The organism is Peribacillus sp. R9-11 (genome assembly GCF_031345095.1).
Taxonomy (GTDB): Bacteria; Bacillota; Bacilli; order Bacillales; family DSM-1321; genus Peribacillus; species Peribacillus butanolivorans.
The window spans coordinates 3,940,069-3,955,100 of sequence record NZ_CP133763.1 but is presented as its reverse complement, the minus strand read 5'-3'; the positions used below and the strand labels follow the sequence as shown (position 1 = coordinate 3,955,100).

General features: G+C 40.9%; 15 protein-coding genes. 14 read left to right on the top strand and 1 reads right to left on the bottom strand.

All coding sequences use genetic code 11. The annotated features are described in order from the left end of the window. Window position 1 precedes the first annotated feature (1 nt). The 6 genes from dnaK to deoC all read left to right on the top strand — a co-directional run bounded on the left by dnaK (window position 2) and on the right by deoC (window position 7,327). Complete coding sequence (gene dnaK / locus RE409_RS19210) at window positions 2–1,837, top strand: molecular chaperone DnaK (RefSeq protein WP_053347012.1); 1,836 nt, start codon at window positions 2–4, stop codon at window positions 1,835–1,837. Window positions 1,838–2,163: 326 nt separating this feature from the next. Then, window positions 2,164–3,282, top strand: a complete 1,119-nt coding sequence (dnaJ, locus tag RE409_RS19205; protein ID WP_053347011.1) for a molecular chaperone DnaJ — start codon at window positions 2,164–2,166, stop codon at window positions 3,280–3,282. A gap of 32 nt (window positions 3,283–3,314) precedes the next feature. Beyond that, a complete protein-coding gene (prmA, locus tag RE409_RS19200; RefSeq protein WP_201223629.1) occupies window positions 3,315–4,256 on the top strand; it encodes a 50S ribosomal protein L11 methyltransferase in 942 nt (313 codons plus the stop codon). Between the two features lie 144 nt (window positions 4,257–4,400). Beyond that, the gene (locus RE409_RS19195; RefSeq protein WP_201187957.1) at window positions 4,401–5,153 is read left to right on the top strand and encodes a 16S rRNA (uracil(1498)-N(3))-methyltransferase; all 753 of its coding nucleotides are present in this window, start codon (window positions 4,401–4,403) and stop codon (window positions 5,151–5,153) included. 6 nt (window positions 5,154–5,159) lie between these two features. Beyond that, window positions 5,160–6,497 carry a tRNA (N(6)-L-threonylcarbamoyladenosine(37)-C(2))-methylthiotransferase MtaB gene (gene mtaB / locus RE409_RS19190; protein WP_053347008.1) on the top strand — a complete coding sequence of 446 codons (1,338 nt, stop codon included), beginning with the start codon at window positions 5,160–5,162 and terminating at the stop codon, window positions 6,495–6,497. 158 nt (window positions 6,498–6,655) lie between these two features. Continuing rightward, window positions 6,656–7,327 (top strand): deoxyribose-phosphate aldolase, encoded by a 672-nt coding sequence (gene deoC / locus RE409_RS19185; RefSeq protein WP_056528625.1) that lies wholly within the window; start codon window positions 6,656–6,658, stop codon window positions 7,325–7,327. 29 nt (window positions 7,328–7,356) lie between these two features. On the opposite strand, the gene RE409_RS19180 is transcribed toward deoC, so the two are convergent. Then, window positions 7,357–8,289 (bottom strand): Na/Pi symporter, encoded by a 933-nt coding sequence (locus tag RE409_RS19180; protein ID WP_309557895.1) that lies wholly within the window; start codon window positions 8,287–8,289, stop codon window positions 7,357–7,359. A 235-nt stretch (window positions 8,290–8,524) separates the two neighbouring features. Between RE409_RS19180 and rpsU the strand changes: the two genes are divergently transcribed. The 8 genes from rpsU (at window position 8,525) to RE409_RS19140 (ending at window position 14,946) form a co-directional block, all read left to right on the top strand. Further along, window positions 8,525–8,698 (top strand): 30S ribosomal protein S21, encoded by a 174-nt coding sequence (gene rpsU / locus RE409_RS19175; protein ID WP_028391853.1) that lies wholly within the window; start codon window positions 8,525–8,527, stop codon window positions 8,696–8,698. 14 nt (window positions 8,699–8,712) lie between these two features. After that, window positions 8,713–9,156, top strand: coding sequence for a GatB/YqeY domain-containing protein (locus RE409_RS19170; RefSeq protein ID WP_057218734.1), 444 nt, complete (start codon window positions 8,713–8,715; stop codon window positions 9,154–9,156). 308 nt (window positions 9,157–9,464) lie between these two features. Further along, window positions 9,465–10,784, top strand: a complete 1,320-nt coding sequence (locus RE409_RS19165) for an NfeD family protein (RefSeq protein ID WP_397443438.1) — start codon at window positions 9,465–9,467, stop codon at window positions 10,782–10,784. Window positions 10,785–10,827: 43 nt separating this feature from the next. After that, window positions 10,828–11,841, top strand: coding sequence for a flotillin-like protein FloA (floA, locus tag RE409_RS19160; RefSeq protein WP_397444186.1), 1,014 nt, complete (start codon window positions 10,828–10,830; stop codon window positions 11,839–11,841). Window positions 11,842–11,863: 22 nt separating this feature from the next. Then, entirely contained in the window at window positions 11,864–12,367 is a 504-nt protein-coding gene (locus RE409_RS19155) for a hypothetical protein (RefSeq protein ID WP_201223631.1), read from the top strand. Window positions 12,368–12,492: 125 nt separating this feature from the next. After that, a complete protein-coding gene (gene yqfC / locus RE409_RS19150; protein WP_053347001.1) occupies window positions 12,493–12,777 on the top strand; it encodes a sporulation protein YqfC in 285 nt (94 codons plus the stop codon). 15 nt (window positions 12,778–12,792) lie between these two features. Continuing rightward, a complete protein-coding gene (gene yqfD, locus RE409_RS19145) occupies window positions 12,793–13,980 on the top strand; it encodes a sporulation protein YqfD (protein WP_201223632.1) in 1,188 nt (395 codons plus the stop codon). Between the two features lie 3 nt (window positions 13,981–13,983). Further along, the gene (locus tag RE409_RS19140; protein WP_057218726.1) at window positions 13,984–14,946 is read left to right on the top strand and encodes a PhoH family protein; all 963 of its coding nucleotides are present in this window, start codon (window positions 13,984–13,986) and stop codon (window positions 14,944–14,946) included. Window positions 14,947–15,032: the final 86 nt, after the last annotated feature.

Below are 15,032 nucleotides of genomic sequence, written 5' to 3'. Positions count from 1 at the left end.
TATGAGCAAGATTATTGGTATTGACTTAGGTACAACAAACTCTTGTGTATCTGTACTTGAAGGCGGGGAACCAAAAGTTATCCCGAATCCAGAAGGAAACCGTACAACTCCATCCGTAGTGGCATTCAAAAATGGTGAAAGACAAGTAGGGGAAGTGGCAAAACGCCAAGCAATTACAAACCCGAACACGATCATTTCTATTAAACGTCATATGGGTACTAATCATAAAGAAGTAATTGAAGGAAAAGAATACTCACCGCAGGAAGTTTCTGCAATCATCCTTCAATACTTAAAATCATATGCTGAAGAGTATCTTGGTGAAAAAGTTACAAAAGCGGTTATCACTGTACCTGCTTACTTCAATGATGCAGAACGTCAAGCAACGAAAGATGCTGGTCAAATTGCTGGACTTGAAGTAGAACGTATTATTAACGAACCGACAGCTGCAGCACTTGCATACGGTTTAGATAAAACAGATGAAGATCAAACAATTCTTGTATTCGACCTTGGTGGCGGTACATTTGACGTATCAGTCATGGAACTTGGCGATGGCGTATTCGAAGTTAAATCCACTGCTGGTGACAACCGTCTAGGTGGAGATGATTTCGACCAAGTCATCATTGATTACCTAGTAGAAGCATTCAAGAAAGAAAATGGAATCGATCTTTCTAAAGACAAAATGGCAGTTCAACGTTTGAAAGATGCAGCTGAAAAAGCGAAAAAAGATCTTTCAGGTGTAACTTCTACACAAATTTCATTGCCATTCATCACAGCTGGAGATGCTGGCCCGCTTCACTTAGACGTAACAATGACTAGAGCTAAATTCGATGAACTTTCTTCAAGTCTTGTGGAACGTACAATGGGACCTACTCGTCAAGCGATGAAAGATGCAGGTCTTTCAGCATCTGAAATCGATAAAGTCATCCTTGTTGGTGGATCTACGCGTATTCCTGCGGTTGTTGAAGCAATCAAAAAGGAAATCGGTCAAGAACCAAGCAAAGGTGTTAACCCTGATGAAGTAGTAGCTATGGGTGCTGCGATTCAAGGTGGCGTATTAACAGGGGATGTTAAAGACGTTGTTCTTTTAGACGTAACTCCACTTTCACTTGGAATTGAAACAATGGGCGGCGTGTTCACGAAATTAATCGACCGTAATACAACAATTCCAACAAGTAAATCACAAGTATTCTCAACAGCGGCTGATAATCAAACAGCTGTAGATATCCATGTTCTTCAAGGTGAACGTCCGATGTCAGCAGACAACAAAACGCTTGGTCGTTTCCAATTGAGTGACATTCCACCGGCACCGCGCGGAATTCCACAAGTCGAAGTAACTTTCGACATTGATAAAAATGGTATTGTAAACGTTCGTGCAAAAGATCTTGGCACAAACAAAGAACAAGCAATCACAATCAAATCATCTTCAGGACTTTCTGATGAAGAAATCGACCGCATGGTACGTGAAGCAGAAGAAAATGCTGATAGTGATAAACAACGTAAAGAAGAAGTTGAACTTCGTAACGAAGCAGATCAACTAGTCTTCCAAACGGAAAAAACGCTTAAAGATCTAGAAGGTAAAGTAGACGAAGCGGAAGTAACAAAAGCAAACGAAGCGAAGGATGAACTGAAAGCAGCAATCGAGAAAAATGAGCTTGAAGAAATCCGTGTGAAAAAAGATGCACTTAACGAAATCGTTCAAGCTTTGACAATGAAGCTTTATGAAGAAGCTGCAAAAGCTCAGCAAGCAGGCCAAGAGGGTGCTGGCGAAGCTGGTGCAAAAGACGATAATGTAGTTGATGCAGAATATACAGAAGTAAACGAAGAAGAGAAAAAATAAAAAAGTGACCCTGTTGGGACGCTGATATATTGGGCAGGGATTTCTGCCTGTAATTGTAGAAAAGTCAAAGTCAGGTTATCTTGGCTTTGGCTTTTTTACAATGGGTGAAATCAAAGTCCGGAAGTAATGGCAGCTGGTATTCTTTTATTCTTACAATCGCTAGTGAGGAATCATAAGACTATGGAGAAAAATAGGTGCAAATTTGAGGCAGATGTCTTCTTTTACGAAAAAGTGTTCAAGCCGTTTGTACTTTTCTAGTTGATTATTATCTTCGTTCAGTGATAATATTACCTTTATGTGAATCGAATCGGGAGTGGATTTTAGATATGAGTAAACGTGATTATTATGAGGTGTTAGGCCTTTCGAAGAGTGCTTCGAAGGATGAAATCAAAAAAGCGTATCGAAAGCTCTCCAAACAATATCATCCTGATATTAATAAAGCGGAAGATGCTGCGGATAAATTCAAGGAAATTAAGGAAGCTTACGAGGTATTAAGCGACGAGCAGAAAAAGGCTCATTATGACCAATTTGGACATACAGATCCAAATCAGGGCTTCGGTGGCCAGGACTTTGGCGGTTTCGGTGGTTTTGAAGATATTTTCAGTAGTTTCTTTGGTGGAGGCGGACGTAGAAGAGATCCTAATGCACCGCGCCAAGGGGCTGATTTACAGTATACGATGACGCTTTCTTTCGAAGAGGCTGCATTCGGAAAAGATACTGAAATTGAAATTCCGCGTGAAGAGAATTGTGATACTTGTAAAGGATCGGGTGCTAAGCCTGGCACAAAAGTGGAGAACTGTTCACACTGTCATGGAACAGGTCAATTAAATGTTGAACAAAACACGGCATTCGGACGTATTGTGAACCGGAGAGCATGTCACCATTGTCAAGGAACAGGAAAAATCATTCCTAATAAATGTTCAACTTGCGGCGGAGACGGTAAAGTTCAAAAACGCAAAAAAATCCAAGTCAAGGTGCCAGCCGGAATCGATGATGGCCAGCAACTGCGTGTATCCGGTCAAGGCGAGCCTGGAATCAATGGTGGTCCAGCTGGAGACCTTTATGTAGTCTTCCATGTTCGTAGCCACGAATTCTTTGAAAGAGATGGCGATGATATTTATTGTGAAATGCCGGTTACTTTTGCTCAGGCAGCATTAGGAGATGAAATTGAAGTTCCGACTTTGCATGGTAAAGTTAAGTTGAAGATACCTGCAGGAACACAAACAAGCACGCGTTTCCGTTTAAAAGGAAAAGGGGTTCCGAATGTAAGAGGATATGGCCAAGGAGATCAGCATGTGGTCGTATTAGTGGTTACACCTAAAAAATTAAGTGAAAAACAAAAGGACCTTCTTCGTGAGTTCAACGATATCAGCGGACAATCAGGTATAGATGAACAAGAAGATGGCTTTTTCTCAAAGGTAAAGCGTGCTTTTAAAGATAGGTGAAGACAAGTAAAGAAATTGGGAGCTGGTAGATTATGAAGTGGTCTGAATTTGCAATCCATACAACAAATGAAGCGGTTGAACCTGTTTCAAATATTCTTCATGAGGCAGGTGCAAGCGGTGTTGTCATTGAGGATCCCCTTGAATTAGTCAAAGAACGTGAAAATGTTTTTGGCGAAATCTACCACCTAAACCCAGCTGATTATCCGGATGAAGGTGTGTTGATTAAGGCATATTTGCCGGTTAACAGCTTCCTTGGCGAAACTGTTGATGCTATTAAGGAATCAATTAATAATCTCCTTCTTTTTGATATCGATCTTGGGAAGAATGTTGTTTCAATTAGTGAAGTGAATGAAGAAGAATGGGCAACGGCTTGGAAAAAATATTATAATCCGGTCAAGATTTCTGAACGTTTTACTATTGTTCCTACATGGGAAGATTACACTCCTGTAAGCAGTGATGAATTAATCATTGAACTTGATCCTGGTATGGCTTTTGGAACAGGTACCCACCCGACAACGGTTATGTGTATCCAAGCACTTGAACGTACAGTTCAGCCGGGTGACTTAGTTGTTGATGTAGGAACGGGTTCCGGTGTTTTAAGTATTGCAGCGGCATTATTAGAGGCGAAACAAGTTCAGTCGCTTGATTTGGATGACGTAGCTGTACAGTCTGCTAAGCAAAATGTAGAACTTAACAACGTTCAAGACAGAGTTTCTGTTTCTCAAGGTAACTTGTTGGACGGCGTAAACGAACAAGCAGATGTCGTTGTAGCTAATATATTAGCTGAAGTCATTATGCTCTTTACAGATGATGTAGCAAAAGTGGTTAAACCTGGTGGGTATTTTATAGCTTCTGGGATTATCCAGCCAAAGAAACAGGATGTGAAGGATGCAATTATAGCTTCCGGATTCACAGTTGAGGAAACCATTTTGATGGAAGATTGGGTAGCAATCATCGCGAAAAGAAATGATTAAATGAAAAGTTACTCTGATTATCGTATATTTGGATAGTCAGAGTACCTTTTTTTAGCTTGAGTTTTTGCATGGCGCGCAATCGGAAAATAAGCCTCTGACTGCTAGCCTGTGAGTTTTTTTAGACTAGACGAAGTAGGTGGCAGTGTGCAACGGTATTTTCTTAACGAGGAAGACTTTAATGGTAAAACAGTGACGATATCAGGCGATGATTTTCACCATATTTCCAGGGTAATGAGAATGGAACCTGGGGAGCAAATCATCACCGTAAAGGGCAACGGAATGACTGCGGTCACGGAAATTTCTGAAATAACAAATGACGCTGTTATAGGAACCATTATTGAATGGAAGAATGAAGAAAAGGAACTTCCGGTAAGAGTTACGATAGCGAGCGGTCTGCCTAAAGGGGATAAGTTAGAATATATCGTTCAAAAGGGGACGGAATTAGGTGCTGTTGAATTTATCCCTTTTATTGCTGCTCGTTCGGTGGTAAAATGGGACCACAAAAAGGTTGGTAAGAAATTGGAACGACTCCAGAAGATTTCAAAGGAAGCGGCCGAACAGTCCCACCGCACAGTTATCCCTGCCATCAAGGAACCGATGACGGCAGATCAGCTAGCTGGATATGCTTCTGGTTTCGACCATAGATTAATTGCTTTTGAAGAAGAAGCAAAGCGTGGAGAAACGTCTGTACTTGCTTCTGTTTTGAAAGATATCACTGCCGGACAATCGATTTTATTCGTGTTTGGTCCTGAAGGGGGCATGGCAGAGAAGGAAATCGAAAAATTGTCGGCTGCCGGATTTGTAGCTTGTGGTCTTGGACCTAGAATATTAAGAACTGAAACAGCACCTTTATATGCACTTTCCGCTGTTTCTTATCATGTAGAACTTTTGAGGTGATGAAAAATGGCAACGGTCGCTTTCCATACATTAGGTTGTAAAGTAAATCATTATGAAACAGAAGCTATTTGGCAATTATTTAAGACAGAGGGATATGATCGTGTTGAATTTGAAAATACATCAGATGTATACGTCATCAACACTTGCACGGTAACGAATACTGGCGATAAGAAGAGCCGTCAGGTCATCCGTCGTGCAATCCGTAAAAATCCGAATGCTGTTATAGCAGTAACGGGTTGTTACGCACAGACATCTCCTGCAGAGATCATGGCAATTCCAGGTGTAGATATTGTTGTTGGAACACAGGACAGGGTTAAATTGCTTGAATACATCGAGCAGTTCAAGGTAGAACGTGAACCAATCAATGCGGTTGGGAATATTATGAAAAATCGTGTCTACGAAGAATTGGATGTACCGGCATTTACTGATCGTACTCGTGCCTCACTAAAGATTCAGGAAGGTTGCAATAATTTCTGTACTTTCTGTATCATCCCATGGGCTCGTGGTTTAATGCGTTCCCGTGATCCAAAGGAAGTCATTCATCAAGCTGAGCAGCTTGTCGAGGCAGGATATAAAGAGCTCGTCTTGACGGGCATTCATACCGGTGGTTACGGAGATGACTTGAAGGATTATAATTTGGCGATGCTACTACGTGACTTGGAAAAAATTGATGGGCTAAAGAGGATCCGTATTTCTTCCATTGAAGCCAGTCAAATTACAGATGAAATCATTGAAGTACTGACGAATTCGAAAAAGGTAGTTCGTCATTTGCATATCCCTATCCAATCGGGTTCTGATACGGTTTTAAAACGGATGAGACGTAAATATACAATGGCTTTCTTCGGTGATCGAATTGAAAAATTAAAAGTTGCACTGCCAGGCCTTGCTGTTACATCTGATGTAATCGTAGGCTTCCCGGGTGAAACCGAAGAAGAATTTTTGGAGACGTATAATTTTATAGAAAAATATAAATTCTCCGAACTTCATGTCTTCCCGTATTCAAAACGGACAGGGACTCCTGCCGCACGTATGGAAGACCAAGTGGATGAAGATGTGAAAAACGAACGCGTTCACCGTCTGATTTCATTATCGGATCAGTTGGCAAAAGAGTACGCTTCTCGATTTGAGGGAGAAGTGCTTGAAGTCATTCCTGAGACTAAGTTGGAAAATGGTCTTTATGAAGGCTACTCGGATAATTACATGAAAATAGTCTTCCCGGCTACAGAGGAAATGGTTGGTGACATTGTAAAAGTGAAAATTACAAAGTCTGGCTATCCACATAGCGAAGGACAGTTCGTGACGGTTGTGAAAGATATTCCGTTGCAGCAAGTAGCTAATATATAAGACAGCGATTTTTTCGCTGTCTTTTTTTTTATCCTTTGTTTAACGTGTTTTCTTAGTACATTAGGGTAAAGACTATATATATCGTCAAAATGGAAGAACTATGGTATGATGAGAGGTACGTACAACTAGTTTTAAAATGTTTTTAAGGAGGAATATAAATGTCACAAAATGTAGCAGGTTTAATTGACCACACTTTATTAAAAGCAGATGCAACGAAAGAGCAAATAAAGGTATTATGTGAAGAAGCGAGAGAGTATAATTTTGCTTCAGTATGCGTAAACCCGACTTGGGTGAAGTATGCAAGTGAGCTTTTAGAAGGCTCAGAAGTAAAAGTTTGTACGGTAATTGGTTTCCCTTTAGGTGCCACTACACCAGAAACTAAAGCTTTTGAAACAAAAGACGCCATCAGCAATGGCGCACACGAAGTTGATATGGTGATCAATATCGGCGCATTAAAGGACAAGGATAATGAATTGGTAGAGCGGGATATTCGAGCTGTGGTAGCGGCATCGACAGGTAAAGCTCTTTCAAAAGTAATTATTGAAACCTCTTTACTTACTGAGGAAGAAAAAGTCCGTGCTTGCGAACTTGCCGTAAAAGCGGGAACGGATTTTGTTAAAACCTCAACTGGTTTTTCAACTGGCGGTGCAACAGTTGAAGATGTTGCGCTTATGAGAAAAACAGTAGGACCAGATATCGGCGTTAAAGCTTCAGGCGGAGTTCGTAACACGAGTGATGCTCAGAAAGTGATTGAAGCGGGTGCAACAAGAATTGGAGCGAGTGCAGGTGTCTCCATCTTAAAGGGCTTAACAGCTGACTCTGATTATTAATTTACAAGCCGCATTCTTAAGAGTGCGGCTTATTTTTTTATATGCGGACGATGGATCAATAAAATAAAGTTGGAAAATTGACGTGCAAATGGTAAAACGATCAAGGAAGTCACGATATTGAAAATAACACTAGCATGCGCGAGTTGTGTACCCTTATCATCGGTGAAAAAAGCAGCTGTTCGTTCTAGGACGTCCACAAGAGGGAGAAAAGCTGCAACTCCGATTACATTTAACCAAATATGTGCATAAGCTGTAAAAGCAGCTTGTCTACCAGAACCGATGCTGGCCATGTAGCCAGTGATACAAGTGCCTATATTAGAGCCGAGCATCATGATAATGGCGGAAGCGACGGATAACTCCCCGCTCATTAAAAAGCTCATTGCTATTCCTATAGTCGCGGAGCTAGAGTGAATCATTGCCGTTAACAAGATACCAGCCAATAGAGCAATACTCATATGATCCTCTATGTTGCTGATTAGAGTCTGAACTGATGGATAGACTGCAATAGGTTTCGAAAGCATTTTAAAGCCACTCATCGCTGCGAAGATAGCTGAGATACCGATCAGGGACATCCCAGCGCTTTTCGATAATACTTTTGGCATTAAACAAAGAATAGCACCACTGATGACACCAGGAATTATCCAACGATCCAAGGAAATGGTCATAAATTCTGCTGTGAAGGTAGAACCGATATTTGTTCCTAGAATAATACCGATTGTTTGTGGGAAAGTTAAACTTCCAGCAGAAACGAGGCCGACCGTCATAACCATGACCGCTGAGCTGCTCTGGAGAATTCCTGTAAAAATGGTACCGGCAAAAAAACCTTTCCAGGGTCTATCTGTTACCTTTGAGAGGAAAGTTTTTAATGCAGCACCGGACATATTGAACAATCCGATACGTAAAACAGCCATACCGGCTAAAAATATCGCAATGAATAATAGAAATAAAATTAGCTCATACATGACTCTCACCCCTTAATCAGCTTATGGTCCAAAGGGGGTAGACATGCTATAAAAAGGATTTCTTTGCTCTAGAATGATTGTTTAGTGAAAAATTATGACATAAACATGATAATATTCGAAATAAGTTTGATTTTATTGGTTGACCTGTTAAAGATGATATATTATAATTGTTTAGTACATGTATAACATGTTGACAACTTGAGTTAGTGTGTTGTTTTCGGAGGGAGGGAAAGAGATGTCTAAAACCGTCGTTCGTAAAAACGAATCGCTTGAAGATGCTCTTCGTCGTTTCAAACGTACTGTATCTAAAGCAGGATCGCTTCAGGAAGCTAGGAAGCGTGAATTTTATGAAAAACCAAGCGTAAAACGTAAGAAAAAGTCTGAAGCTGCAAGAAAACGTAAATTCTAAGAGAGGGTGGAAAGATGAGTCTTCTCGAGCGTTTAAATAATGATATGAAACAAGCGATGAAGAACAAGGAAAAGGACAAACTATCTGTTATTCGGATGCTGAAAGCTTCTATTCAAAACGAAGCTCTAAAGCTGAGACAAGATTTAACAGATGATGAAGAATTGACAGTGCTCTCTCGCGAATTAAAACAACGCAAAGACTCCCTCCAGGAGTTTGAAAACGCAGGTCGTTCCGATCTCGTGGATAAAGTCCGCACCGAACTAGTATACGTAGAGGCATATATGCCTGAGCAACTTTCAGAAGAAGAGATTTCTAAAATTGTTAAACAAACAATTGAAGAAGTCAATGCAACGTCCAAAGCAGATATGGGGAGAGTTATGGGAGCTTTAATGCCTAAAGTTAAAGGTAAAGCAGATGGTTCTCTAGTAAACAACTTAGTACAACAACATCTATCTTAAACTCGAAACCTAACCGCAGGCAAATTGCCTGTGGTTTTTGTGTATTAAAGGATTAGATTACAATATTTATGCGTATATTATTGGGACAAATGGCGAGATATTATGGATACTTTTAAATTTATTTGCTTTTTTTGAAACCTTTTTCATATACATACGTAATAACTAAGGAACAGAGTAAAGGGTAGCTTCATTTGCAGGGGCCTCTTATTCAATTTTTAGTTACGGGCTGAATTTATCTGGTAAGTATTCTTCGGAAATCGGAGGCCGCTTACAGCGTTAAGTACGGGAAAGGAGGCGTTCCGTTGAAAATTTGGCGTTATATTTCTTTGCTCTTATTTGGATTGCTGTTTACCATGTCTTCACTGATGGTGCCGGCTGTTTCTGCAAAGGAGAAGATCGTTTACCATGTTCCAATTGAAGAAACGGTGGAAAAGGGACTCTCTGCTTTTTTAGAACGTGCGTTGACCACTGCAGAAGCCGCTAATGCAGATCTTGTCGTTTTCGAGGTGAATACCCCTGGTGGTGCTGTTGATGCGGCAGGGAAAATTGCTAAGTTAGTGTCCGATTCACCAATAAAGACAGTTGCCTACGTCAATAACAGAGCTCTTTCTGCAGGCGCTTATATTTCTCTGAGTGCCGATGAAATCTATATGGTTCCGAGTGCGACAATGGGATCAGCAGCCGTTATTGATTCATCAGGAAACGCTGCAGGAAAGAAAGCGCAATCTTATTGGCTTGCTGCCATGACGACTGCTGCTGAACAAAATGGACGCGACCCGATTTTTGCCCAGGCGATGGCGGATGAAGACATCAACCTTCCTGAATATGGTGCAGAAACCGGAAAGCTGCTGACATTTACAGCGGAACAGGCTAAAAAGTCTGGCTATAGTGAAGGTACCGTTTCTGGGATAGAAGAGCTGTATAGTATACTTGGGGTTGAGGATGCCGATATTCGATCTATCGAAGAAAGCTTTCCTGAGAAACTTGCCCGCTTTTTGACCAATCCAATTGTCATTCCTATTTTATTAACAATAGCAGGAATCGGGATTGTGATTGAATTGTTTTCACCTGGTTTTGGAATTCCGGGTGTTATAGGGATTTCCAGTCTTGTGTTGTTCTTTTATGGCCATCTTGTCGCAGGTATCACCGGGTACGAATCGTTAGCATTGTTCATTATTGGAATCATTCTTGTACTAGTAGAATTTTTTGTCCCAGGGGGGATTATCGGGCTGCTTGGGTTTACCTCGATTGTGGGAAGTTTATTCCTCGCTTCAGGTGATCCTGTTCATATGACGATTTCCTTGCTAATTGCGATTACTGTATCCATTTTGGTATTCATCCTACTTGTAAAGGTGTTTGGAAAACAGATGAAATTTTTCAGGAAAATGATATTAACCGATGCAACAAAAACGGAACAAGGGTATGTGAGCAATCCGAATCGAGTGGATTTATTAGGTGTTGAAGGGAAGGCTCTTACAGATTTAAGGCCTTCAGGAACAGCTTTGATTAATGATGAAAGAGTTGATGTCGTGACTGAAGGAAGTTTTGTTTCCAAAGGTTCGGCAATCATAATTGTTAAAGTTGAAGGATCTAGGGTTGTCGTCCGGGAAATTCCGGAATCAAATTAAAGATACAGGAAGGATGAATCATTAAGTGATAAGTTCAGGAACGATTTTTATTGTACTGGCAGTGATTGCTGCTATCATCGTATTGGCAGTATTTTTCACATTCGTACCAGTAATGTTATGGATTTCCGCCTTAGCGGCAGGAGTCAAAATCAGTATTTTTACATTAGTTGGGATGAGGCTTCGCCGCGTTATACCAAGCAGAGTTGTCAATCCACTTATTAAGGCCCATAAGGCTGGAATCAATGTTTCAACGAATCAATTGGAGAGCCATTACCTTGCAGGCGGTAATGTCGATCGCGTCGTGAATGCATTAATTGCTGCGGAACGTGCGAATATCGTGTTACCTTTCGAAAGAGGTGCGGCTATTGATCTTGCTGGTCGTGATGTACTGCAAGCTGTTCAAATGAGCGTTAACCCGAAAGTGATCGAAACTCCGTTCATCTCTGGTGTTGCAATGAATGGGATTGAAGTAAAAGCGAAGGCAAGGATCACGGTTCGTGCCAATATTGAACGTCTAGTCGGTGGTGCCGGTGAAGAGACGATCATTGCCCGTGTAGGGGAAGGGATCGTATCGACAATTGGTGCTTCGAAAATGCACACGGATGTACTGGAACATCCAGATTTGATTTCAAGAACAGTTTTATCAAAAGGGTTGGATTCAGGAACAGCATTTGAAATTCTCTCCATTGATATCGCTGAAGTGGATATCGGGAAAAACATCGGGGCGATCTTGCAAACAGACCAAGCCGAAGCGGATAAGAAAATTGCCCAGGCAAAAGCAGAAGAACGACGTGCCATGGCTGTTGCGCTTGAACAGGAAATGGTTGCCCGCGTTCAGGAAATGCGAGCGAAGGTTGTCCAATCCGAAGCAGAAGTTCCGTTGGCTATGGCAGATGCACTAAAAAGTGGAAACCTTGGAGTGATGGATTATATGAATATCCAAAATATCACGGCTGATACGGATATGCGTGATTCCATCAGTAAAATATCCGACAATCCAAAAGATAACAACATTAACAATAATAGTAATAATAACAATAACAATAATAATAATTAGATCAGGAAAGGGAGGTCTTTAAATGGGAGATTTTATTGATTTCTTTCTCAAGAACCCATTCCTTATCATTGTCTTGATCGGTATTTTAACGTCCATGTTAGGAAAGAAAAAGCAGCCTCAGCAAAGTGGTGATCCAAACACGCCTCCGAAAAAGAAATGGCAGGAGGTCATCCGGGAGCTTCAAGGTGAAATGGCACAAGGTAATCAACAGCAAAGGCCTGCACCTGCTCCCGTAAGGAAAGTCGAACAGCAGGCAGCACAGGCTGCTGAAGTAATCGATGAGACGAAAACTGAAGCTAACAAAAGGATTGCGGAGCTTAGGCGTCTGCAGCAGAAGTACGATCAAGAGCGTTTATATCAAAAAGCGAAGGCGGATCAAATTACATCAGCGATATCTGATAATAACAGTCCGGTCTATCGCAAAGGACCGTCTTTTGGCAAAAAACAGCTGATTGATGGCATCATCATGTCAGAAGTGCTGGGACCGCCAAGGGCGAAGCGAAGTCTTCAGAGGTCAAGGAGATAACTCGATAGGGGACCTGTGTGCATTATGTATTTGATGCAATAAAAAAATAGACTTTTGTTCCTTTATAATTTTGTGCTAGAACTCTCTTTCATTTCATACATTGAGATGAAAGGGGGTTCTTTTTTATGGCTCGTAATTGGGGAAAAAAAATGAAACAGCTTATGACCAAAACAATGGACCTTCCGCAAGATGTCATGATGGACCTGCCGCGAATTACTATGATCGGACAATTACATATTTATATTGAAAATCATCGTGGCTTATTAGCTTTTACTGACAGTGAAGTACGATTGATGCTGAAAAATGGTCAGCTGCTAATAAAGGGAACAGCCTTTGTCATTAAGACGATTTTGCCGGAAGAAATCATGCTCGAAGGCAAGATTGACAAGGTATATTTTATCAATGAATGATCCCGGGAGGTCTCCATGAAAAACCAATGGACAAACTACTATACAGGCTATGTTAAAGTGAAGGCTTATGGCAGAGGTGCGGAACGGTTGATTAACATGCTGACAAGGAGAGGGCTTCATATCTGGGATGTGAAGCGTGTTGGAAGTGAATCTCTAATTTTTCATATGGATTTTAGAGATATTCCAAAGCTCCGTCAGGTTATGCGTAAAAGTGACTGCAAAGTAAAGTTCATGCAGGGAAAAGGCGTTCCGTTCCTATTGAAGAGAGTTATGAAAAATAGCGGGTTTTTGGCTGGTCTAATTGCCTTCCTGCTTTGTATTTTTGTACTTTCCAATATGGTTTGGGGCATTGATGTGCAAGGTGCAAAGCCGGCAACCGAGCATGCCATCCGAAAAGAGTTGGACAAGATGGGCTTGAAAATTGGTAAGGTACAATTTTTTGTTGATGATGTGGATACAATCCAGCGTAAATTATCTGATCGGATTGGTGCATTAACGTGGGTGGGAGTTGAGCTGAAGGGAACAACTTACCATTTTAGAGTTGTTGAAAAACGGCAACCGAAAGAAATCGAGAAAACGTCTCCACAGAATTTGGTAGCTTCGAAAAAAGCAATAATCACTGATTTGTTCGTAAAAAAAGGACAATCTATAGTAAACGTAAATGATTATGTCGGCAAAGGGCAGCTTCTTGTTTCAGGTGTGATTGGGAAAGAAGACAAGCCGGAAATTGTATCAGCTCAGGGAGTAATAAAAGGGAAAACATGGTATAAAGCGGAAGTGAAGGTTCCATTGAAAACTAAATTTTCTGTTTTAAACGGAAATGAAACGAGTAAGCACTATATAAAAATGAGTGGCTTTTCTTTGCCAATCTGGGGTTTCAAAGATCAGGGATATGAAAAACAGGAAAAAGAAACGACTGTGAGGCCGTTTCACTTTCTTCAATGGGAACTGCCTATTTCCTATAAAGTTGTGACCTTAAGGAGCAAGGATGATATTGTCCGAAGTTATACGAAGGAAGAAGCGATAAAGGAAGGTAAAAAAATGGCCCGAGCCGATTTGCAAAAGCTGCTCGATGAGGAAGATGAAATCGTGGGAGAAAAAATTTTGCACGAAAGCATAGAGAATGGTAAAGTTAAATTATCTATACATTACCAAGTTATTGAAGATATAGCGATTGGACAGCCAATCATTCAAGGAGACTAACGAATGGCAGATGATGTGAAAGTAATTAAGTTAGAAATAGAATCACCTAATGAAGCAATTGCTTTATTGGGCAATGGGGATTCAAATGTAAAAGTGCTTGAAGAAGAGCTTGGAATTTCAGTTATTACCCGAGGTGAAGCAATCAGTGTTGCTGGAGAAATCGAGCGGGTAACAATGGGTCAGGAAATATTGAAAGCACTATTAACAGTAATTAGAAAAGGAATTACAATCAGTTCCAGGGATGTTCTATATGCAATTGAATTGGCTAGAAAAGGGACCTTGGAATATTTCGGTGAATTATATGAAGAGGAAATCGCTAAAACAGCTAAAGGGAAATCCATTAAAGTCAAAACAATCGGTCAGAGATACTATATTCAAGCTATAAAGAAGCAAGACTTAGTATTTGGAATTGGGCCTGCTGGAACCGGGAAGACCTACCTTGCTGTAGTGATGGCGATTAATGCATTAAAAAATGGCCATGTTAAAAGAATTATCCTGACTCGACCGGCTGTTGAAGCGGGTGAAAGCCTAGGTTTCCTGCCAGGAGATCTGAAGGAAAAAGTAGATCCGTACCTACGGCCGTTATATGACGCCCTACATGACCTTCTGGGGATGGAACAGACCCAAAGGATGATAGAACGTGGAACGATTGAAATTGCTCCTCTTGCCTACATGAGGGGACGTACGCTTGAAGATGCATTTGTCATCTTGGATGAGGCACAAAATACGACTGAAGCCCAAATGAAGATGTTCTTAACTCGGCTTGGATTCGGTTCAAAGATGGTCATTACGGGAGACCGTACACAGATTGACCTTCCCAAAGGAATGAAGTCTGGTTTGGTTCGGGTTGAAGAAATCTTGAAAAATGTTAAAGGTCTTTCATTTGTTTATTTTGAACAAAGTGATGTTGTAAGACATCCACTTGTAGCCAAAATCATTACTGCTTACGAGCAGGCAAAGGAATAAGAAAAAAATCCGCCAATTCCACTCGGCGGATTTTTCGTGCTGTGTGTAGATTGTGTGTCTTTATTAGCAAAAAGTAGAAATAGAAC